The following is a 21,098-nucleotide window of genomic DNA, read 5'->3' as shown; positions in this document are numbered from 1 at the left end:
TCGCCGACATGTCAGTCGGCAGAGAGTTCCTCGGCCACGGCCTTGACCTGGGCCAGCGAGCTGCCGCCCGCCGCCTCGGTCGCCGCCATCACGGCCCCCTCGACGATCGGCGCGTTGCAGACCACAACGAGATCGCGCCGCGCAGGCTCCAGCATCTCGACCGCCATCTCGCTATTGGTCTCGGCGCCGCCGAGATCGACCAGCACCGCGACTCCCTTCGGAGACCAGGCGTCGTTGATGGCGTCGATAATCAGCGGCACGCTGGTGCCCAATCCGCCGTCGGGATTGCCGCCGCAGAAGGCCACCTTGACCTCGCTGCCGACCATCTGCCGCACCATGTCGGCGGTTCCCTTGGCGATATCAGCTGAATGCGAGACGATCACGATCCCTACGGTATCGGTCATGGGCGCGCCTCCAGGCCGGCGCACACCGCCTGCACCAGCACGCAGCTCGACCGTGCGCCGGGATCGACATGCCCGACGCTGCGCGCGCCGAGGAACGACGCACGTCCCTTGGTGGCCTGCATCGGTGCGGTCCGTTCGACCGCCTCGGTCGCGGTGGCGCGCACCCGCGCGATCAGATCCGGCTGGCCGGCCGCCATCTTCAACGTCTCCAGCACGGGAACCAGCACATCCAGCATCGTCTTCTCGCCGACCTGCGAGCGGCCGCGCGCGCTGACTGCGTTCACGGCGCTGCCGAACACGTCGGCGAGATCGTCGGGCAGGTGCTTGTCGTGCGACAGCGCCTCGCCCGCGGCCAGAAAGAAGCTGCCATAGAGCGGCCCGGAGGCGCCGCCGACCGTCATCACCAGGGTCTTGCCGATCATCTTCAGCGCTTCGTCGAGCGGCTGTGCCGAGATGACATCGAGCTTGCCGAGCACGGCTTCGCAACCGCGCTTCATGTTGGTCCCGTGGTCGCCGTCACCGATCGCCTGGTCGAGGCTGGTCAGCTCCGGCGCGCTGGCGATGACCCGCTCTGCGGCCGCCTTGACCAACGACTTGAATGTCTCAGGTTGCACCGACATCTCCTCGATCCTCTCGCCCCCTCTAATGAACCGCCGCGGCAATGCGCTGCCCCGCGCGGTCGAAGCACAACGGACGCACCAGGTGCAAGTCGACCTCCTGGCCGGCCTGCAGCGGCTGATGCGGATCCGCCAGCGTCACCAGCGTCTCGCCCTTATAGTCCAGGTGAATATGATTCTGCTCGCCGAGGTGCTCGACCCGATGCACGCGGCCGACCATCTGCCCGCCATTACGCGCAGCGAGCTGCAGATGCTCGGTACGAATGCCGACTGTCTCGGTTCCGGCCGGCATCGCGACATCGGCGAGCAGGCGAGCCGGCAGGAAGTTGATCGGCGGCGTCCCGAGTCGCGAGGCGACATAGCTGCTGGACGGGCTTTCATAGATCTCCCGGGGGGTGCCGAGCTGCAGCAGCCGGCCGTCCCTGATCACGCCGATCCGCGAGGCCATCGTCATCGCCTCGACCTGATCGTGGGTGACGTAGAGGATGGTCGCACCGAGCTCGATCTGGATCCGCTTCAGTTCGAGCCGCAGCTCGGCGCGGAGTTTTGCGTCGAGCGAAGACAGCGGCTCGTCCATCAGATAGATCGAGGGATCGCGCACTAAAGCGCGGCCGATCGCCACGCGCTGCATCTCGCCACCGGACAGCCGGGTGGCGCGGTTGTTCAGCTTGCTCGCGATATGCAGCAGCTCGGCGGTCTGTTCGACGCGCTTGCGGATGATCGGCTCCGCAACCCGCCGCGCGGGAGAGCGCAGCGGAAACGCCAGATTGTCGTAGACCGTGAGATGCGGGTACAGCGAATATTGCTGGAACACAAAGGCGATATCCCGCGAGCCCGGCGGATCGTGCGTCACGTCGCGCCCGTCGATCATCACCGTGCCCGTATCGGGGCTCTCCAGTCCGGTGATCAGCCGCAGCGTCGTGGTCTTGCCGGCGCCGCTCGGCCCGAGCAGGACCAGGAACTCGCCGTCGTTTACCGTCAGCGAGAGATCCCGAACGGCTTCGATCGCGCCGAAGCGCTTGTTGACGTTGCGCAGGGTGACGTCAGCCATGGCGCACACCCTCCACGCTCTCGGTCCGGATCGCACGGCCGCTGCCGATGTCGAACAGCGCCAGCCGCTCGGCATTGAATTCGAGACCGATGGTCTCGCCGATCCGCACCGAAGCGCTGGAGGGCAGCCGCGCCGCGACCCGCCCATAGGCCGTGTCGACGGTGACAATCTGGGTGGTGCCGAGATATTCCGCGCCGAACACCTCGCCGCGAACGGCGCCCGCGTCAGCGAAGCGGATATGCTCCGGACGGACACCGAGCGCGAGCGGCGCGCTGGCGCGGTCCTCGCGGATCTCCGGCACCGCAAGCCTGGTGTCGTGGAAGCTGACCGCGCGATCGCCGGATCGCAAGCCGCCCTCGAAGCGCAGGAAGTTCATCGGCGGCGAGCCGATGAAGTCGGCGACGAACATGCTCGCAGGCCGGTCATAGACCTCCTGCGGCGTGCCGATCTGCTCGACACGGCCCTTGTTCATGACGGCGATCTGGTCGGCCATCGACATCGCCTCGAGCTGGTCGTGCGTGACATAGACCGTGGTCGCCTTGATGCGATCGTGCAGGTCGCGCAGCTCGCCGCACATCAGATGGCGAAACTCGGCGTCGAGCGCGCCCAGCGGCTCGTCCATCAGGAACGCCTTCGGCCGCCGCACCATGGCGCGCCCGAGCGCGACGCGCTGCCGGTCGCCGCCCGAGAGTTTCGAGGTCTTGCTCGACAGCAGATGCTCGATCCGCAACATCCGCGCGGTCTCCTGCACGCGCTCGCGGATCTCGCGCCTCGCCATGCCCTGGCACTTCAGGGGAAAGCCGATGTTCTCCCCGACATTCATGTGCGGATAGAGCGCGAACAGCTGAAACACGAAGGCGATATCGCGCGCGGCGGCACGGTGGAACGTGACATCCTCGTCGTCGAGCAGGATCTTGCCTTCGGTCGGCAGCTCGAGGCCGGCAATCATGCGCAAGGTGGTGGTCTTGCCGCAGCCGGAGGGCCCGAGCATCGCGAAGAACGTGCCGTCGTCGATCGTGAAGGTCGAGCCTTCCACCGCGGTGAACTGATCGAACGACTTGCGCAGGTTTTCGATACGGATCTGTGCCATGGCGCTATTCCGGAAAATGGCTGACGATGACGAAGCCGACCGTGCCGGCGAGGACCGTCACGAAGGAGTAGCTGTAGAGATCGATCGACCAGGGCTGCACCAGCATGATGATGCCGCCTCCGATCAGGGTCATCGCGATGGCCTCCCACGGCCCGCGGCGGAACCAGCGCGCTACGCCACCCCGAGTTACGCCATTCCTGGCAACCACAGAGCCGCTCATTTGCGCACCGCTCCGAAGGTGATGCCGCGCAGCAGATGCTTGCGCAACAGCACGGTGAACATGACAATCGGGACGACGAACAGCGTGGTCGCGGCGGCCACCGCCGGCCAGTCCTGTCCACCCTCGCCGATGATGAAGGGGATGAAGGGCGGCATGGTCTGCGCCTCGCCGCTGGTCAGCAGCACCGCGAAGGCGTACTCGTTCCAGGAGAAGATCAGGCAGAAGATTGCGGTCGCCGCGATTCCCGTCACGGCCTGCGGCAGCACCACCTTGCGCAGTGCCTGCAGCCGCGTATAGCCGTCGACCAGCGCCGCTTCCTCGTACTCGCGCGGGATCTCGTCGATGAAGCCCTTGAGCAGCCACACCGCGAGCGAGACGTTCACCGCGGTGTAGAGCAGGATCATGCCGAGCCGCGTGTCGGTCAGATTGAGCTGCCGGTACATCAGATAGATCGGGATCGCCACCGCGACCGGCGGCATCATGCGCGTCGAGAGGATGAAGAACAGCAGATCGTCGGCCAGGGGTATTCGGAAGCGCGAGAAAGCATAGGCTGCGAGCGTGCCGAGGAAGACCGCGAGGAAGGTCGAGCCGAAGCCGATGATCAGCGAGTTGACGAAGCGCGGCACGACCTTGGAGGGACCTGCGATCACCATGTCGCGCTTGCGCACCAGCTTGTCGTACCAGGTCTCCGGCGGCGGCAGCTTGGCAATGAAGTCCGGCGTCTGGCGCGTCCGCACGGTGAACAGGTTCACATAGCCTTCGAGGGTCGGCTCGAAGATCACCTTGGGCGGATAGGCGATGGCGTCGCTCTGCGACTTGAACGCTGTGGCAACGATCCACAGCAGCGGCAGGATCGTGATCACGGCATACAGGATGACGAGGCCGCCGGCGAACGCCTTGGTGCGCGGCGAGGCTTCGACGATGGAATGCGCGGTGGATCTGGTGGCGGCAGCGGTCATCGTTGCTTCACCTTGTTGAGCGTCTTGACGTAGATGTTGGCGGCGCCGAACACAGTCACGAACAGGATGATGGCGAGCGCCGAGGAATAGCCGGTGCGCCACTTCTCGAACGCCGCGCGTTTCAGCGAGATCGACACCAGCTCGGTGGTCGAGCCCGGCCCGCCCGAGGTCAGGAGATTGACCATGTCGAACATCTTGAAGTTCTCGATCGCACGGAACAGCACCGCGAGCATCAGGAACGGCACCGTCATCGGCAGCGTGATCGACCAGAACTGCCGCCAGGCCGAGGCGCGATCGACTTCCGCCGCCTCATAGATGTAATCGGGGATCGAGCGCAGCCCGGCGAGGCAGATCAGCATGACATAGGGCGCCCACATCCAGGTATCGACCAGCACGATGGTCCACGGCGCCAGCGACACCTGCCCGGTCATGCTGAACGAGCTCGGCGGCACGCCGGTGAACAGGCTGATCAGGTAGTTGAATGGGCCGATCTGCGGCTGCAGCAGCAGCGTCCAGAAATTGCCGACCACCGCCGGCGACAGCATCATCGGCAGCAGGATGATCGTGGTCCAGAAGCTGTGGCCGCGAAACTGCCGGTTGATCAGGAGTGCCAGACCGAAGCCGACGACCACCTGCAACGCCACCGACGAGATCACGAATTGCGCCGTGGTCTGCAGCCGAAACCAGACGTCCTCGTCGGTGAGGATGTCCCTGAAATTGTCGAGACCGACGAACCGCAGCGGCAGATAGGACATGCTGAGGTTGAGGTTGGTGAAGGACAGCCGGATCATCCAGATCAGCGGAAAGATGTTGATCGCGAGCAGCAGCGCGATCGTCGGCGCGACGAACAGCCAGGCGATGGCGCGGTCCGACAGGCCGTGGACGCGCCGGGCGGCGCGGGATTTTACGGGCTCGCTCACGCCAGGGATCGTAGCATGATCGGGTTGCAGGATTGTCGTCATCGTGTCCATCAGCGGGCTGGGCTGGTTCGGATTCCCCGAGGTGGCCCTCGGGGAATCCAGTTCAGGCGAGGTGCGGGCACCTTCTATTGTGAGGAGGCGACTTCCTTGCCCTGCTCCTTGAACACCTTGGTCCAGTCCTTGACCAGGAGATCGAGCGCCTGCTGCGCGGTGCCCTTGTCGGCAACGACGTAGTCATGCACCCGCTTCTGCATGTCGAGCAGCAGTTGCGCGTAGGATGGCTCGGCCCAGAAGTCCTTGACGATGCCCATCGACTCCAGGAATTGCGGCGCGAACGCCGCGCTCTTCGGGAAGTCGGGCGCGTCGACCACGGCCTTGAGCGCCGAGTATCCGCCGATCTGCCACCACTTCTGCTGCACGGCGGGCTGCGCGAACCACTTGATGTAGGCGAGCGCGTCGTCCTTGTGGTCGGAGGTTGCCACCACCGAGATGCCCTGCCCGCCGAGCTGGGTGAAATGCCCCTTGGGACCTGCCGGATTGACGAAGAAGCCGATCTTGTCGCCGCCGACATTCGGATCCTTGTAGAGGCCGGGGAAGAAGGCGAACCAGTTCATCTGCATCGCGACTTGGCCGGACTTGAAGGCATCGAGGCCTTCCTGCATGTAGGCGTTGGTCATGCCCGGCGCCGTGCAGCACTTGTAGAGCTCCTTGTAGAACTCGAGTCCCTTGGCCGCATCGGCGGAATTGACGATGCCCTGCATCTGGTACGGCTTCTTCGGATTGTCGTAGGCGAAGCCGTAATTGTAGAGCACGTTGGTCACGCCCATCGTGATGCCTTCCGAGCCGCGCTCGGTGAAGATGTAGGCGCCATAGACCTTCTTGCCGTCGATCTCGCGACCCTGGAAGAACTCGGCGATCTGCTTCAGCTCGTCATAGGTCTTCGGCGGCGCCAGGTCGCGGCCGTACTTGGCCTTGAACGCGGATTGAATCTCGGGCCTGGAGAACCAGTCCTTGCGATAAGTCCAGCCCACCGCATCGGCCATCGCCGGCAGCGCCCAGTAGTTCGGCGTGTTCTTCGGCCACTGCGAATAGCCGACGACGGTCGCCGGGACGAAGTCGCCCATCGAGATCTTCTCCTTGTCGAAGAAGTCGTTGAGCTTGACGTACCACTTGTTCTCGGCGGCGCCGCCGATCCACTGGCTGTCGCCGATGATCAGGTCGCAGAGCTTGCCGTGCGAGTTGAGCTCGTTGAGGAAGCGATCAGCGTAGCTCGTCCAGGGGACGAACTCGTATTTCATCTCGATGCCGGATTGCTTGGTGAAGTCCTTACCGAGTTCGACCAACGCGTTGGCCGGATCCCATGCCGCCCAGCACAAAGTGAGCTGCTTGCCTTGCGCTGCGGCCTGCCCGCCGCCGAGAACCCCAAGTGCAGCGGCCGCAACGACCGCGGACGCTACCGTACTGCGTAACCATCCCAATCTTCGCATATCCATTTCCTCCCTATCGTTGAAGCACCTAACTCGCCCGGCGCATCCGTGCCGGATCGACACCGAGACTTCGAAAACCGAGTTGATGAGCGATGATGGAGAGCGAGACTGGCCGCGTCCGGAAACTGGGTCCGGACGGCGGGGCTCCTCCCACACATCAGCTCGATGCGCGATGTTTATCGTTATTGTAATACTAAACGTATTACTAAATTCAGGAACCCGTCAAGCGGGTTTCTTGCGAGCATCAATGAAAGGCCGACCTCGCCATCCAACGGCAGCCATTCGCTGCAGCGCACCAACGCCGATAGCGGAAAGCGCCGAGCGCTGTGCTCGGCTTGGTGTTTAGTATATCATTTTACTGAACGTTCAGCGCGACGACGAAGGCATCACCCGCATTGATACGGCTTGGTGAAACTCCACAGACGATACGGCCATGCCAGACCGATCGAGGCGCCGGCCAGCGACCAGTCCTCATCCTTGATCTGGCTGGAAAGCTCGGCGCACAGCCGCGCCGCGTCTTCTTGTAGCGCGGCTCCGACGTCCGCACGATGCGATGGTGGGAATCGCTGAGCGAGCCCCGGATGTCATTGACCTCCATCGTCAGGATCAGATCGGCCTGCGACAGGGTCGAGCGACGGAACGACTGCCTAGCGCGCCAGCGCTGCGATCAACTCGACTTCGATCGAGGCGTTGCGCGGAAGCTGCGCGACGCCGACGCTCGTCCTGCTATGCCGTCCATGCTCCGGACCGAACAGTTCCATGATGAGCTCCGATGCGCCGTCGGCGACCGCCGTCTGACCGCTGAAATCCGTGGCGCTGTGCACGAATACGGTGAGCTTCAGGATCTGCGCGACATTGTCGAGCGATCCGAGATGCGCCTTGATCGCGGCCAATCCGCGGATCAGTGCCAGCCGTGCGCCCCGCTGGGCCTCTTCCAGTGTGACGTCACGGCCAACCTGGCCGACGACATGCACCTTGTCGCCGTCGCGCGGAAGCTGACCGCTGACATAGATCGTATCGCCATGGACCACGACCGGCGCGTAGGCGCCGCCCGCCGCTGCCGACATCGGCAGCTCGATGTTGAGTTCGTTCAGACGTTGCTCGAGGTTCACGATTGCTTGCCAGCGAACTGGCCCTCCTGTCGGGATCGCGGCGCGGCTTCCGCAGCGACGATGGTCCGAGCGAAGCAGAGCTCCGTCTGCCGCCGGGCGGTTCTGTTAGCCGAGTTCCGCGTGAAGCGACAGCCGAGAACATGCTCTCGGAGCAATTCTGCTGGCGTCAGCGCTTCGCGCGGCGCTTCAGATCCGCGCAGAACATGCCGGTCATGTTCTGCCGCCAGACGGGACTTAGCGGCCATATTTTGGCCATAGCCCGTTTCTTAAAGGCCCGAGCGGGCCACGTCCCGCCTCTGTTTTGCGTCGCCTGGCCGGTGCGGTCGCTTCGCAATCAAATCGCAGATCATCGCTGCGCCCCTCCCAGAACCAGGATGGTCTGCCAACAACAAGAGGACTTTGTAATGCGTAAAACTCTCGCGGCTGTCGCCGTGCTCCTGGCTTTCGCGTCGTCTGCTGCTGAAGCTCGCGGCCGTCATCACCATCATCGACATTCTGCACATTCCGGCCGTCCCGCTGCGTGGTGCGGGTGGTTCATGCGCACGCAGGTCGGCAGCGATCCTGGCCCGCAATTCAATCTGGCGCGATCCTGGGCGCGATACGGCTCCAATGCAGGCGGCCCTGCGGTCGGCGCGATCGTCGTCTGGCGTCACCACGTCGGCAAGATCGTGGGTCACGAGAATGGCCAGTGGATCGTCCAGAGCGGCAACGACGGACATGCCGTGCGGACGCGACCGCGCTCGCTGGCCGGCGCCATCGCGTTCCGCAACGCCTACGCTTCGTTCTAAGGGAACTCTCGTACGCCTCTGCTAACATGCAAGCCGACGACGTTCAGCGGTATACGAACCGTTCATCATCGCGGCTTACGTTCAAGCGGGGTTTCGCCCTGAAGCCCTCAGACGGGCGCCGTCGCCTGCGTTGACCAGGCGGCGGCGCCTTTTTCAGGAATGCATTGGTTTGGCTCAAAGACCGAAGAAAGTCGTCGCTACGTCTACGGCCGTCTGAACAATGTTCCGCTCGCGGTCTCGCGCGAGACCGGCGCACTGCTCTACATGCTGGCGCGCGGCGCACGGGCGCGGAACATCGTCGAGTTCGCTGAGGTGGATGCTCGCGGCGCGAAATCAGCCTGCCTTGATCTTGTCGATGATAGCGGACAGCCGCGCGCGCTTTGCGGGATCGGTGACCTGCGCAACGCTGGCGTTGAGGTCGGCCAGTACGCTGGTGACCTTCCATGCTGCGGGACCCTCATCGATCACCGCGTCAGCCAGTTCGTCGGCCTTGTCGGGATCGCCGACGTCGAAAGCAGCGGCAAGCAGTGTCGGACGCACCCATTCGTCGGCGACCTGAAGCTGTCTCGCGCGTTCGCACGCGGCGATCGTCAGCCGCAACGCCGTCTGCGCACGCTCCTCGTCGCCTGCCCGTGCGCGGGTTCGATAGAGGCGGGGCAGATTGCTCGAGCAATAATAGGCATTGAGGTCGAGCTGCATGCCGTGTTCATAGCACTCGATCGCCTTCGCGAGGGCTTGCCGTTTGTCTGCGGCTGATACGGCCGCCCTTTCGAGGCGCTTGTAGCGACCGCCCATCAGGCCGAGGCGTTCGGGGGTCGGCCCCGCCGCCTTGATCAAGGTATCAAGCGCGGCAATGGCTTGGAGATTGTTGCCGGCATAGGCGCCGGCAAACTCGCGAATTTCCTGGATTTCGGCGACATCGCTGAACCGCGTCGGAAGGCTGGTCACAAAGTCAAGGACACTGTTCCAGTCCTCCGTCGAATCCACGCTGTCGCGCAACAGCAACAGCAATGCGAGCGCAATTGGATAGGTCGCTGGCGGGCTTCCTTCGCTCGCGATCAGCTTCTGCGCGAGCTCCATGCGCTTGCTACGCGGTGCGGCACGAACCTCGCGCACCTTAGTTTGGAACACTGCGAGCTCGGCGAGTTGCTCCTTGGTCGTCGTCGCCTTAGCCGGATCGACGTTGCCGGGATAGCCAGGCATCGACTGATGCATCGGCGAAAGCCCGTCGCGGAGCGACACGATGCCCTCCTTGATCTTGGGCCGAAGGCCGGCTGCCGTGTCGTCGGAAATGTTGCCCTCGGGGAGCGGGTAGCGCACGGTACGCATCTGCACAACATCGAACAATTGCTTCGACCAATCGGCCGCGAGCAGGACGCATCCAGTCTTTTGCGCCGCGTGGCGGATACCAACCTCGTAGTAAACGTTGCCGTTCGGAATTGTCATGTCCGCCAGCACGAGGTCAGCGAAATAGAGCCGCTCCAGCATCTGGCCGACGATCAACGCACCGGTGTCCTGGTCGGCGCGAACCGGTTCAAAGCCGAGTTCCTTGATGACCGGAACATAACCCCGATCCCAGAGCGCGTTAAAGTCAATCTCAGCCGGACCAGACTTGGGGTCGGCCTGGGTCGCCTTGCGGCCGTAAGGCATGATCATGAAACACGACGGCATCTTGCAATTCCTTCAGTTCCACAATTTTTTCGTATCCAGCCAGTAAACCCATGTCGTCTTGCGCCCCGCCTCGTCCATCAGGTGCTTGGCGCCGCCGGGACCATCGCCGCCTTCGCCGTTCCACAGACAGATGAAGGCGAGCTTCTTGTCGCCAAACCGGGCGGCGCGTTCGAGCATCCATTGATTGTCACGCTCGTAGGCGTTTTGGCCGGCCGGCAGCGACCCCAGTTCGTCCGGCATGACATGGAGCGTCGCATTCGATTTCGCCGCAAAATAGCGGGCGCGCCAATCACCACCGGCGAAATCAACCGAGCCGGCAAGAAACGTCGGCTCGTCGAACGGAATATAGATTTCGAGCCGCATGCCCTGCGCGAGCGCGGATTCCGCAAACAGCAGATCGCCGCCGCAGGCGCCGCCGCAAATGGCGAGATCGCCTTTGGTGACACCGATCTTCGCAAGCGCGTCGGCGATCGCAGCGGCCGCAACAGCTTCCTTGTCCGGAGGAAAGCGTGGGGTTTTTCGGTCCGGCGCATCGATCATGTGCCCGCTGAAGAGAACCACCGTGTTCGGTGATTTGGCGTCCTGGTCCGTGGCCATCGCGACACCTCGACTCATGATTGGATCATTATGTCCAGGTGACGAACTTATCTGAAGGCGAATTCCTTGTCGAAGCCGGGACCGGCGCGTTGTGACGCCGCTCCGCGCGGCATCACGTGAGATCGAAGGCCGACGGGAAATGTTCGGGCTTGACCTGCTCCTTCGCGGCGAGCTGTCCGATCCCGGCGAGTTCATCCATGTTCTTCGGGTCGTCCATCGCGGCGACCTTCGCGAGCGCGTCGGGCGTCCGCTCGATGCCGAGCTTCTGCTTCAGCCAAGCCGTTTCCAGCAGCACATTATAGCGCGCATAGGTCGCGAGTTGCGGCCCGCTCTGGCTGTCCGCGATCATATCCGTCACCGCGCGATCGATCGGCCACGGAGTCAGGCAATTGGTCAGCCACTGCAGCATGCCGTGATTGAGCCGCGCGCAATCGTCCATGAGCGATTGCAGCGAGCGCACGCCCTGCTCCGCCGCCGGCATGTGAAGTATCTGCTCGGTCGGATAGGTCGGCCTGAATACGCCGGTACCCGCCGAGATCAGCAGGAGCCTGTCCTTGCCGCTCTCCCAGCGGAAGCCATGGCCATGGAGTGCGGCAAGCATCAGGAGTTGTAGCGCCGGATCGTTGAACGGGCTGACGCCGCCATCGACGAAGGCGCCGCTGACCGTGTGACCGTCGCGCGCCGAGATCGTGATCTCCTCCGGTTGGAAATAGGTTGGCGCCGCGGTGCTGGCACGCACCACCTGGGTCAGCCGCAACGCTCCGTCCTGCCTGGCAAACACCGCGTCCGGATGATTGTGCAGCGGCCAGGGGCTGCCGGTATCGAGCCGCTTGGTCATGATCATCAGGCCGGTGCGGATGCGGTCGCCACCGAGCACGGTATCGGCGCCGAGCTGCGCATCGAGCGCGTGCTGCAAGGCATCGGAATCGAATTTCGGCGCCAGCAGCCCCCGCCGCCAGAATGACTGCTGAAAGATGTCCGTGCCGATCGAGCGATAGAGCTTCTTCAATGCGTCCACGGTCATGCCGCAGGCAAGCCCGGCTGCGATGATCGATCCGGTCGAGGTGCCCCCGATCAGGTCGAAATAATCGCATAGCAACAGGTCCCTGTTCTTGTACCGCTCGCGCAACTGCGTCTCAATCGCGGCCAGATATTCGAGCGTCAGAATGCCGCGAATGCCGCCACCGTCGAGCGCCAATATCCGCTTCGGTCCGGCGTCACGATCAAGATGCTGCTGCTTGGTCTTCGGCATGACTGCCTCCCGACTACGACTTTTGCTGATCTCGATACGGCCGACCGATCACGGCCGATGGCTCAATTGATCGTACGTCCAGGCGCGAATGGCGCCAGGCCATGAAATGAAGCGATGCGTTCAAATCGACACATCGGCAAAGTTTCGAAAAATTTTAGCCAGTCCATCCCAGAGCACGCCAAGCGGCTCCGGCTTTCCCTGGGTATCTTGCACATGGCACACCCTAAGGTATAGTGAGATGGATCACTGGCAGGCGGTTTTCCTTTTTCGCGCCCGGCGATAGCAGATTTCAGAGACGAGCTATCATTCAGTCCGCGGCAGGACGTGCAGCCGCCGCATTCGGCCGACGAGATGCGGCCAGCCGACGCATGATACTCATGCAGATTGGATTTTGCCCTGCCCAACGATTTCTCGGTCTTCATCAGCCATCGCGCCGAAGACGGATTTCTCGCGCGTCTCTTGAAGGCTGGGCTGGAATATCTGAGCAGCCTGGACGGTCAGCGTTCGGTGGAATGCTTTGTCTGCGAAGAAATTCCGGGCGGCGCGGGGACGTTCCAGACCCGGCTGGCGCAGGCGATCGAGAAGAAGTCGCCGGGCGAACCGAAGCCTGCGCTCAAATCATCGAGGCGACGCGCTCGAGACCGATCAGGCGCGCCAGCGAACGGACCTCGTTCTTCTGATCCTCGCGGAGCTGGAACAGCAGCGGCATCGCGGCCGACTTCAGCTGCTGAACTTCCTCGGAGTCGGGATCGATCGGCATGTTGCCCGATGCGGGATCGCCCTGGCGCTTGGCGTGGATTTTTCGCGCGACGGCACGCAGCGCGGTCTCGACTGCCGGCCAGTAATATTCCTGCGATGACGACAGCTTCAGCCGGTCCTTGATGCCGGCGATCTGGGCGTCGCTGAGCAACGCATAAGTCTTTTGCGGCGCCGGCTTGGCGGCAGCCTTGGGCTTCGGCGGTGCGGCGGGGGCAGTCGGCGACGCCGCGGCGGGCTCTGCGACCTTCGGCTGGGCGGCATCGGCGGGGTCATTGAGCTTCGGCAGGCCGAGATCGGCATGCTCGGCGGAGGCATAAGCCTGGGGCACCGTATCGGTCGCGCCCGGGATCGCGGCTTGCGCGCGCAGCAGCAGCGGTGACGGATTGGCCGGAGGCTCGGCGGGCTGCGGCACCTCGAAGGCGGCAGTCGCGAGCGTCGTGACCGCGAGCTTGTCCTGCTTGCCGGCGCGATTGGCGACCGGACCAATGTCGGCCTGCGCCGCCGGCAGGCTGTCACGGCCGAGAATGGCTGTTATCGCGGCGCCGGCGAGGAGGAGGCAGGTCAGCGCGGCGAGGGTGATGGCTCTGGTCAAAAACTACTCCATTGCCGGCCGGTGTTGCCGCAAACTGCGCGCGAAATGCGGCGTTAGCGTGCCGTGACCGCGCCAAATAGGTGAAATCGTCCCGAAACGACCCGAAAATCAGGCCGCAGCGTCGAGCTCATAAGCTTCCTGGATGTCGGCCACGATCTCGTGCGCCGTCCAGAGGGCACCGGGCTGGACCGAGTGCAGGCTGACTGTCCAGTTGGTACGGCGGGTACGCGGCGTGCTGACGATATCGAATTCGACCTGACGGCACAGCGGATGCCGCTGCAGGGCGTAGAACACGCGGGTCCGGAGATCGTCGAGCGATGCCGGGGTCTTGGCGAGCGCCTCAAAAGCCATGGTCGCATTCCCACTACTGCCGGGCGGCCAGCCGCGGCGGCGGACCATCCCGTGACGCATAGTTGGGACCGGCATGGTTAATGCCGCGTTAAGCGAACACGCGGCATTTGAGCGGCGAACTCGCAGCGTATCAGGCGAGCCGCACCCGCGCGCTCGCCGCCTCGTACTCCGCGACCGTTTGCGCGACGAGTTCGTCGACCCCAAGGACCCCGGTCACCCCCGAGGTGGAGTGACCGCCGCTCCAGATGTCGCGCCAGCGCTTGGGGCGGCTTTCGCGCGCGCCGATGTCGATGTCCTTGCCGATGTCGATCGCGCCGCGCGCTGGCAGGTTGTCGGGATCCAGCCCGGCAGCTTCGATCGAGGGCCGCAGCATGTTGGTCTGCAGGCCGGTGAACGCCGTCGTGAGCACGATGTCATCGGCGGTGGCGCCGACCAGCATCTGTTTGTACCTCGCGTCCGCCATGCTCTCACGCGTCGCGATGAACTTGGTGCCCATGTAGGCGAGATCGCAGCCGAGCGCCTCGGCGGCGCGTAGTGCGTGACCGTCGCTGATGCCGCCGGCCAGCACGATCGGGCCGTCGAAGAATGCGCGCACCGCGCGGACGAACACGAACGGATTGAGCCAGCCGGTCTGCCCGCCGGCGCCCGCGGTGAGCAGCACGAGCCCGTCGGCGCCGGCTGCTGCCGCGCGCTCGGCATGACGGATCGAGGCGACGTCGGCGAAAACAAGCGCGCCGGCGTCGTGCAGCGGTGCGAGCACCGGCGCCGGCGAGCCGACCGAGGTGATCACAAGCTCGGGCTTGTGCCGGAGCAGCACGGCGAGATCCTGCTGCAGCCGCGTGTTGGAGCGGTGCACGATCAGGTTCGGACAGACCGGCGCCGCCGACCTTCCGCTCGCGTCGGCATGCACCCGCAGGCTGCGCGCGATATCGCCAAGCCACGCATCGAGCTGTTCCGTCTCACGGCAATTCACCGTCGGAAACGAGCCGATCACGCCGTTACGGCAGGCAGCTACCACCAGCTCGACGCCGGACACCAGAAACATCGGTGCCGCAATCAGTGGCAACCGGAGGCGATCGCGAAAACGCGTGAGAAGATCAGCGGCCAAGTCGTTTCATCCCTGCGTCATTGTGTTAGCGTTGCGCCGACATTGGCACGCAAGAGGCCAAAGGCAAAGTGGGAGGAGGCGAGGACATGAGCAACCCGCTCTATGCATTTCCGGCGGTCTGCGAACAGACCTTGCGCGCGCTGGCGCGCTATCCGTCGCGCACAGCCTTCGCGTGGCCGGGCGGATCGCTCAGCTATCGGGGCGCGACCGACCTGATCGGACGGATGCAGAGCGTGTTCATGCGGCTCGGCCTTGCGCCGGGTACCCGCGTCGCGATGCTCACCGCCAACCGCGCCGACAGCTGGTGCGCCGGCGTCGCCGCGCAATTGTCGCGGCTCGCGATCACCTGGCTGCACCCGCTCGGCTCGCTCGACGACCAGCTGTTCCAGATCGAGGACTCCGAGGCCGAGATGCTGATCGTCGACAGCATCACGTTTCGCGATCGCGGCGGCGAGCTCGCGGCGAAGGCGCAGGGCCTCAAGACGGTGTTCACGCTCGGCCCGGCGGATTACGGCGCCGACCTGTTGCAGGTGGTCGAGGATGCCGGCAGCGCGAGCGCGAAGAACTTCGCCCGTGAAGACGATATCTCGACTCTGAACTACACCGGCGGCACCACCGGCAAATCCAAGGGCGCGCTGCGCTATCACCGCGAATATGGCGGCTTCGCCGCCGCCATCCTCGCCGACTTCGAGATTCCCGAGACGCCGCGTTACCTCACGGTGGCCCCCATCAGCCATGTCGCCGGCACCAAGGTGCTGCCGACGCTGATGCGCGGCGGCACCGTGCACATGCTGAAGGGGTTCGATCCGGAGGCCGTGTTCAAGACCATCGAGCGCGAGAAGATCAACTTCACGCTGTTCGTACCGACCATGATCTATGTGATGCTGGATCATCCCGCGCTGCCCAGGACCGACCTCTCCTCGCTCGAGCTGTTGCTCTACGGCGCCTCCGCGATGTCGCCGAGCCGACTGGTCGAAGGCATCGAGCGGATCGGCCCGGTGTTCTCGCAGCTTTACGGCCAGACCGAATGCTATCCGGTCTCGGTGCTGCGCAAGGCGGATCATGACCCGAAGACGCCGGAGCTGTTCCTGTCCTGCGGTTTCCCGATCGCCGCCTGCCAGGTGAAGATCCTCGATCAGGACGACCAGGAGGTTGCGACCGGCGAGGCTGGCGAGATCTGCGTGCGCGCCACGCATGTGATGGCGGAATACTGGAAGCGGCCCGACATCACGGCCGAGACGCTGAAGAGCGGCTGGCTGCACACCGGCGACATCGCCCGCAAGGACGAGCGCGGCTACATGTTCATCCTCGACCGCAAGAAGGACATGATCGTCTCCGGCGGCTTCAACATCTTTCCGCGCGAAGTCGAGGATGTGCTGTCGCAGCATGCCGACGTCGCAATGGTCGCGGTGGTCGGCGTGCCCGACGACAAATGGGGCGAGGCCGTCACCGCCGTCGTGGTGGCGCGCGAGGGTGCTTCGCCCAATGCGGACGAGCTGATCGGCCTCGTCAAGGCGAAGAAGGGCTCGGCGCACGCGCCGAAGCAGATCCAGTTCGTCACGGAGCTGCCGATGACCGGCGTCGGCAAGGTCGACAAGAAGGTACTGAAAGCGCGCTTCTGGTCCGGCCGCGACCGCATGGTGGGGTGAGGCGCTCGCACGAGACCATTGTTGGTCCAGTCATCCCGAGGAGCGCTCTCGCGCCTCGAAGGATGCACGGCCCGGATATTTCAGCGAGCGCTCGGCCTATCCTCGCGACAGCCGGGTCCTCGCCCTTCGAGGCTCGCTTCGCTCGAACCTCAGGATGACGGCGACGAGGTGGATGGCGCAGCGAGACTGTCGGTGCTCGCTGTAACCGTGTGCTGCCCCACCCCCTGCGCCAGCAGCTGATCGAGCCGCTCGCGCAGCTGATCCTGGTGATAGGGCTTGGCCAGCCGCGGCAGGTCGAGCTGGGTGCCGTCGGGCAGCTCGGCGTAGCCGGTGGCGAGCAGGACGACGAGGTGCGGGCGCACCTCGCGCGAGGCTGCGGCGAGTTCGAGGCCGGTCATGCCGGGCATCACGTGATCGGTCATCATCAGGTCGATCTCCTGGTCGCTCCTGAGGATGTCGAGCGCGTGCGGTCCGGAATTGGCGCCGATGACGCGGTGGCCGAGGTCCTCGAGCATCTCCATGGTCGACATCGCAATCAGCGGATCGTCGTCGACCAGCAGGATCACCGCCGAGCGCTTGACCTTCTGTGCCGCAGGCGCCGGGCTCTCGACCGCCGGCACGGCAGTCGCAACCGGCAGCACCAGCGCGGCCGTGGTGCCCTTGCCGACGGCGCTCGACAGCTGCAGCGCGCCGCCGAGCTGGACCGCGAGCCCATGCACCATCGACAGGCCGAGCCCGGTCCCCTTGCCCACCGGCTTGGACGAGAAGAACGGCTCGATCGCCCGCTTCAGCACGTCCGGCGACATCCCGGTGCCGCTGTCGATCACCGACAGTCTGAGGTAGTTGCCTGGCTGCAGCGCCGGATCGCCCTTCGACTGGAAGGCCGCGAGGCGGATCTCGATCACGCCGCCATCCGGCATCGCGTCGCGCGCATTGATCGCAAGGTTGAGCACGGCAAGCTCGAGCTGGTTGGTATCGACGCAGGCCGCCGGCAGTCCGTCGGGGATGTCGAGCCGCAAGCCGATGCGCGGCCCGAGCGAGCGCTCCAGCAATTCGCTCATGTCGCGCACCAGCGCGCCGAGATCGACCGGCACCGCGCGTAGATCCTGCTGCCGCGCAAAGGCCAACAGCCGCTGCGTCAGCGAAGCACCGCGCTCGGCGCCCTGCAATGCGCCGTCGACCAGCCGGCGCAGGCGCGGGTCCTCCAGCATCCGCTTGCGCAGCAGATCGAGATTGCCCATCACGGCCATCAGCAGGTTGTTGAAATCGTGCGCGACGCCGCCGGTGAGCTGGCCGATCGCCTCCATCTTCTGCGCATGGCGGAGCTGTTCCTGCGCCCGCTCGCGCGCGGCGACCTCCTTCATCAGATCGGCGGTGCGCTGCTCGACCCGCTGCTCCAGCGTCGCGGTGAGCTCGGCAAGCGCGGTGCGCTCGGCGGCGAGCTGCGCCAGCAGCGCTTCGCGCTCGATCTCCGCGGTCTTGCGCGCGGTGATGTCGGAGCAGACCCCGACCAGCGACCGGATGCTGCCGTCGGGCCGGCGCACCGCGCGGGCGCGCACATCGACCCAATGCTGGGTGCCGTCGGGCCAGATGTTGCGATACTCGATCCGGTAATCCGCGCCGGTGCGCAACGTTTGCTCGACGATTTCGCCGCGGCGGGCGCGGTCATCGGGATGCACCGCGGCGAGCAGCTCCTGATAGGTGAAGGGATCGCGCGGCTTGCGCCCGAAGAATGCCTTGCAGGTCGGCGACGCCTCGAGCTCGAAATCCGGCAGATGAAGTTCAAGCGCGCCGAGATGCCCGGCATCGAGCGCGGTCTGCAACAGGTCTTCGCTCTCGGTCAGGTCCTCCAGGATCTGGCGGGTCTGATACTGGCGGCGGCGGCCGCGCACCGCCGCGGCGACCAGGCTCACCAGCGTGGTCGGATGAAACGGCCGCTCGATGAAGGTGACATTGCCGAGCGCGCGGCCGAGCCGCGCCGCTTCGGGATTGCGCTCGGGCCCGCCCTTTTCGCTCATCAGCACGATGGGAAAATCCGACCATGACGGCTGCTCATTCAGCCAGCGCGTCAGGCCGGCGAGGTCGGCGTTCCTGATCGCCTCATCGGCAATGATGGCAAGGCCCGCCCCGCTCATGACCTGGTGCTCTAACTCGGCCAAGTCGCCGCAGATGTTGGCGTAGTAACCGGCTTCCTTGATCAGGTGGGCGGTCTTGACGGCGTCCCGCTCGCTCGCGGCGAGGATGACCGCGCGTTCCGAGGACGGGCCGGGCTTCATCGTGTCTGTCCCTGCGACGGCCGGGCGCAGCGACCGACCGGCACAGCATGAAACCGCCGGGCGGCCAATGCCACGATACCGGCCGCGGGATCGATACGCACCATGAGGCCCCCTAATCGGAGCGAAACTCGCTGGCGGCGCCAACCGTTCCCGGCGGGCGGAGTTATTTTTGCTGCAAGGCCGCTGCTTGGCGCGGCTCCCCACGGCAAATCCGTAAAACAACCCCATGCACAGTAGATGTGGCCCGCCTTCTCCTTCCCCCCTGAATGCGGGAAGGTCGGGAGTGGCGGCCCCAGGCCAGGCTGTATGCGGGGAGAGAGCTGATCCCCACCCGCTTTGCTCTGGCGAGCAAAGCGACCTCCCCTTTGCAAGGGTAGGTGGGAGAACGGTAGCCCTTGCTAGCGCCGATCGATCACGAGGCTCTGGACGGTACGGCCGAAATAGCCGCGCTGGTCGGCGAGCCGCGACATCGCAAGCCCGGCACCGTCGGGCCCGATCCAGGTCTCACTGTCGAGCAGGATCCAGTCGCCGACCGGCTCGCGCGCCAGGCTCACGGACAGATCGGCGTTGATGAAGATCCACTGGCTGAAATCGAGCGCCGGCGAAACGCCGTTGGAGAAATCCGAGGCGACTACCGCGCGCATCGCCTGCGAGACGGCGACGCCGGCGATCAGCGGGCGGTCGACGCGGAACCAGATCGCGCCCGGACCCAGCACGCCGAAGCGGCCGCGCGCGGCCCGCATCGAAATGTTCTTCACGAACGGACTGTTCGCGAGATTGCCCGGCTCGACCGCACTTTCGTCGGGGCCCGGCAGATCGACCGGAAGCGCTGCGACATCAGGCGGCAGCTCGGCCGCCTGGTGCTTGATCTTCAGCACGGTGGCCGAGACGACGAGAACGCCGTCGGCGAACAGCTTGACGCCGCAGAGCTGGATCTTGCGGCCGTCGCGCTGGATCTCGCTCGAAACCGTCAGCGGCGCCACCGGCACCGGACGCATCAGGTCGATCGTGACCCGCGCGATCCGCATCGGCACCGGCGTGGAGATGGCTTCGGCGGCCCACACCACCAGCGCGGCGGGCGCCGAACCGTGCTGCATCCGCGGGTCCCATGGACCCGCGGCATCAGGACTGGTGACGATGCGGTCGCCGTCGACGCGAAAGATCGGGTCCATCAAAGCGCCGGATCGACCGCCTCGTCATACTCTTTCTTGAAGCGCGCAACCAGTTCGGCCGCGGGCACCACCTTCGAGATGCTGCCGACGCCCTGGCCGGAGCCCCAGATCTCCTTCCAGGCCTTCGGCTTGGCGCGCTCACCCGACGCATCGGTGCCGAAGCTCATCTTCGAGGGATCGGAGGTCGGCAGGTTTTCCGGATCCATGCCCGCTGCGACGATCGACGGTTTCAAATAGTTGCCGTGCACGCCGGTGAACAGGTTGGAGTAGACGATGTCCTCGGCGGACGAATTGGTAATCATGCTCTTGTAGCCCTCGACCGCGTTTGCCTCTTTGGTCGCGATGAAGGCGGAGCCGATATAGGCGAAGTCGGCGCCGATGATGCGCGCGGCGCGAATGGCGCGGCCGTTGGCGATGGTGCCCGACAGCGCGATCGGCCCGTCGAACCACTGCCGCGTCTCCGAGACGAACGGGAACGGTGAGATCGTGCCGGCATGGCCGCCGGCGCCGGCCGCGACCAGGATCAGGCCGTCGGCGCCCTTCTCGATCGCCTTGTGTGCGAACTTCTGATTGATCACGTCGTGGAACACGATGCCGCCCCAGCCGTGGACGGCCTGGTTGAGCTCCTCGCGCGCGCCGAGCGAGGAGATGATCATCGGCACCTTGTGCTTCTCGCAAAGCGCCATGTCGTGATCGAGCCGGTTGTTGGATTTGTGCACGATCTGGTTCACCGCGAACGGCGCCGACGGCCGCTCCGGGTGTGCCTTGTCGTAAGCGGCGAGCTCTTCCTTGATCCGGTACAGCCATTCGTCGAGCAGCTCCGGCGGGCGCGCATTCAGCGCCGGAAACGAGCCGACCACGCCAGCCTTGCACTGGGCGATAACGAGGTCGGGCACCGAGATGATGAATAGCGGCGCCCCGATCACGGGAAGAGACAGGCGGCCCTTGAACAGAGCAGGCATCGACATAGGCGGCGGATCCTCAAGCTGGTTGGTCTCGAATGCTGAGCGTCATACCAACAAG

At 64.9% G+C, this 21,098-nt stretch carries 20 protein-coding genes and 1 pseudogene; 3 read left to right on the top strand and 18 right to left on the bottom strand.

Annotated features, from left to right (window positions below; translation table 11 throughout):
* Positions 1-11 precede the first annotated feature (11 nt).
* From dhaM to ACVISU_RS26330, 9 genes are all read right to left on the bottom strand, one after another.
* On the bottom strand, positions 12-404 hold the full coding sequence (gene dhaM / locus ACVISU_RS26370; protein ID WP_050405516.1) for a dihydroxyacetone kinase phosphoryl donor subunit DhaM: 393 nt from the start codon (positions 402-404) through the stop codon (positions 12-14).
* The gene (dhaL, locus tag ACVISU_RS26365) at positions 401-1,024 is read right to left on the bottom strand and encodes a dihydroxyacetone kinase subunit DhaL (protein ID WP_050405517.1); all 624 of its coding nucleotides are present in this window, start codon (positions 1,022-1,024) and stop codon (positions 401-403) included. The genes dhaM and dhaL overlap by 4 nt, the downstream gene beginning before the upstream one ends.
* A 22-nt stretch (positions 1,025-1,046) precedes the next feature.
* Positions 1,047-2,072 (bottom strand): ABC transporter ATP-binding protein, encoded by a 1,026-nt coding sequence (locus tag ACVISU_RS26360; protein WP_456708809.1) that lies wholly within the window; start codon positions 2,070-2,072, stop codon positions 1,047-1,049.
* On the bottom strand, positions 2,065-3,162 hold the full coding sequence (locus tag ACVISU_RS26355) for an ABC transporter ATP-binding protein (RefSeq protein WP_456708808.1): 1,098 nt from the start codon (positions 3,160-3,162) through the stop codon (positions 2,065-2,067). Before ACVISU_RS26355 ends, ACVISU_RS26360 begins: the two co-directional genes overlap by 8 nt.
* Before the next feature lie 4 nt (positions 3,163-3,166).
* Positions 3,167-3,295 (bottom strand): hypothetical protein, encoded by a 129-nt coding sequence (locus ACVISU_RS26350; protein WP_456708807.1) that lies wholly within the window; start codon positions 3,293-3,295, stop codon positions 3,167-3,169.
* An 83-nt stretch (positions 3,296-3,378) separates the two neighbouring features.
* Complete coding sequence (locus ACVISU_RS26345; protein WP_050405521.1) at positions 3,379-4,341, bottom strand: carbohydrate ABC transporter permease; 963 nt, start codon at positions 4,339-4,341, stop codon at positions 3,379-3,381.
* Positions 4,338-5,312 (bottom strand): carbohydrate ABC transporter permease, encoded by a 975-nt coding sequence (locus tag ACVISU_RS26340; protein WP_157113294.1) that lies wholly within the window; start codon positions 5,310-5,312, stop codon positions 4,338-4,340. Before ACVISU_RS26340 ends, ACVISU_RS26345 begins: the two co-directional genes overlap by 4 nt.
* Positions 5,313-5,386: 74 nt before the next feature.
* Positions 5,387-6,748: an ABC transporter substrate-binding protein gene (locus tag ACVISU_RS26335; RefSeq protein ID WP_456708806.1), complete on the bottom strand. Its 1,362-nt coding sequence runs from the start codon at positions 6,746-6,748 to the stop codon at positions 5,387-5,389.
* Between the two features lie 647 nt (positions 6,749-7,395).
* Positions 7,396-7,860, bottom strand: coding sequence for a RidA family protein (locus tag ACVISU_RS26330; RefSeq protein ID WP_050405523.1), 465 nt, complete (start codon positions 7,858-7,860; stop codon positions 7,396-7,398).
* A gap of 536 nt (positions 7,861-8,396) precedes the next feature.
* On the opposite strand from ACVISU_RS26330, the gene ACVISU_RS26325 reads away from it, so the two are divergent.
* Together ACVISU_RS26325 and ACVISU_RS26320 are read left to right on the top strand one after the other, a co-directional pair.
* A complete protein-coding gene (locus tag ACVISU_RS26325; RefSeq protein WP_050405525.1) occupies positions 8,397-8,648 on the top strand; it encodes a C40 family peptidase in 252 nt (83 codons plus the stop codon).
* A gap of 195 nt (positions 8,649-8,843) precedes the next feature.
* A pseudogene (locus ACVISU_RS26320) lies at positions 8,844-8,954 on the top strand (O-methyltransferase); the annotation flags it as partial.
* A 27-nt stretch (positions 8,955-8,981) separates the two neighbouring features.
* Here the strand turns inward: ACVISU_RS26320 and ACVISU_RS26315 are convergent.
* The 6 genes from ACVISU_RS26315 to ACVISU_RS26290 form a co-directional block, all read right to left on the bottom strand.
* Entirely contained in the window at positions 8,982-10,319 is a 1,338-nt protein-coding gene (locus ACVISU_RS26315) for a tetratricopeptide repeat-containing protein (protein ID WP_157113293.1), read from the bottom strand.
* Between the two features lie 12 nt (positions 10,320-10,331).
* Positions 10,332-10,859, bottom strand: a complete 528-nt coding sequence (locus ACVISU_RS26310) for a hypothetical protein (RefSeq protein ID WP_050405566.1) — start codon at positions 10,857-10,859, stop codon at positions 10,332-10,334.
* Positions 10,860-11,028: 169 nt separating this feature from the next.
* Positions 11,029-12,168: a patatin-like phospholipase family protein gene (locus ACVISU_RS26305; RefSeq protein WP_050405527.1), complete on the bottom strand. Its 1,140-nt coding sequence runs from the start codon at positions 12,166-12,168 to the stop codon at positions 11,029-11,031.
* 613 nt (positions 12,169-12,781) lie between these two features.
* On the bottom strand, positions 12,782-13,519 hold the full coding sequence (locus ACVISU_RS26300) for a hypothetical protein (protein ID WP_050405528.1): 738 nt from the start codon (positions 13,517-13,519) through the stop codon (positions 12,782-12,784).
* A 108-nt stretch (positions 13,520-13,627) separates the two neighbouring features.
* Positions 13,628-13,870 carry a hypothetical protein gene (locus ACVISU_RS26295; protein WP_050405529.1) on the bottom strand — a complete coding sequence of 81 codons (243 nt, stop codon included), beginning with the start codon at positions 13,868-13,870 and terminating at the stop codon, positions 13,628-13,630.
* Positions 13,871-14,000: 130 nt separating this feature from the next.
* Positions 14,001-14,978, bottom strand: a complete 978-nt coding sequence (locus tag ACVISU_RS26290) for an NAD(P)H-dependent flavin oxidoreductase (protein WP_456708805.1) — start codon at positions 14,976-14,978, stop codon at positions 14,001-14,003.
* 86 nt (positions 14,979-15,064) lie between these two features.
* Here ACVISU_RS26290 and ACVISU_RS26285 point away from each other — a divergent pair, with 86 nt between their 5' ends.
* Positions 15,065-16,627, top strand: a complete 1,563-nt coding sequence (locus tag ACVISU_RS26285) for an AMP-binding protein (RefSeq protein WP_456708804.1) — start codon at positions 15,065-15,067, stop codon at positions 16,625-16,627.
* Positions 16,628-16,776: 149 nt separating this feature from the next.
* Here ACVISU_RS26285 and ACVISU_RS26280 read toward each other — a convergent pair whose 3' ends face one another.
* The 3 genes from ACVISU_RS26280 to ACVISU_RS26270 form a co-directional block, all read right to left on the bottom strand.
* Entirely contained in the window at positions 16,777-18,903 is a 2,127-nt protein-coding gene (locus ACVISU_RS26280; RefSeq protein WP_456708803.1) for an ATP-binding protein, read from the bottom strand.
* A 398-nt stretch (positions 18,904-19,301) separates the two neighbouring features.
* On the bottom strand, positions 19,302-20,075 hold the full coding sequence (locus ACVISU_RS26275; protein WP_456708802.1) for a thioesterase family protein: 774 nt from the start codon (positions 20,073-20,075) through the stop codon (positions 19,302-19,304).
* Positions 20,075-21,043, bottom strand: coding sequence for an NAD(P)H-dependent flavin oxidoreductase (locus ACVISU_RS26270; RefSeq protein ID WP_456708801.1), 969 nt, complete (start codon positions 21,041-21,043; stop codon positions 20,075-20,077). The genes ACVISU_RS26275 and ACVISU_RS26270 overlap by 1 nt, the downstream gene beginning before the upstream one ends.
* Positions 21,044-21,098 lie beyond the last annotated feature (55 nt).

The organism is Bradyrhizobium sp. USDA 4452, from assembly GCF_054063575.1.
This window is presented reverse-complemented; position numbering and strand designations above follow the sequence as displayed.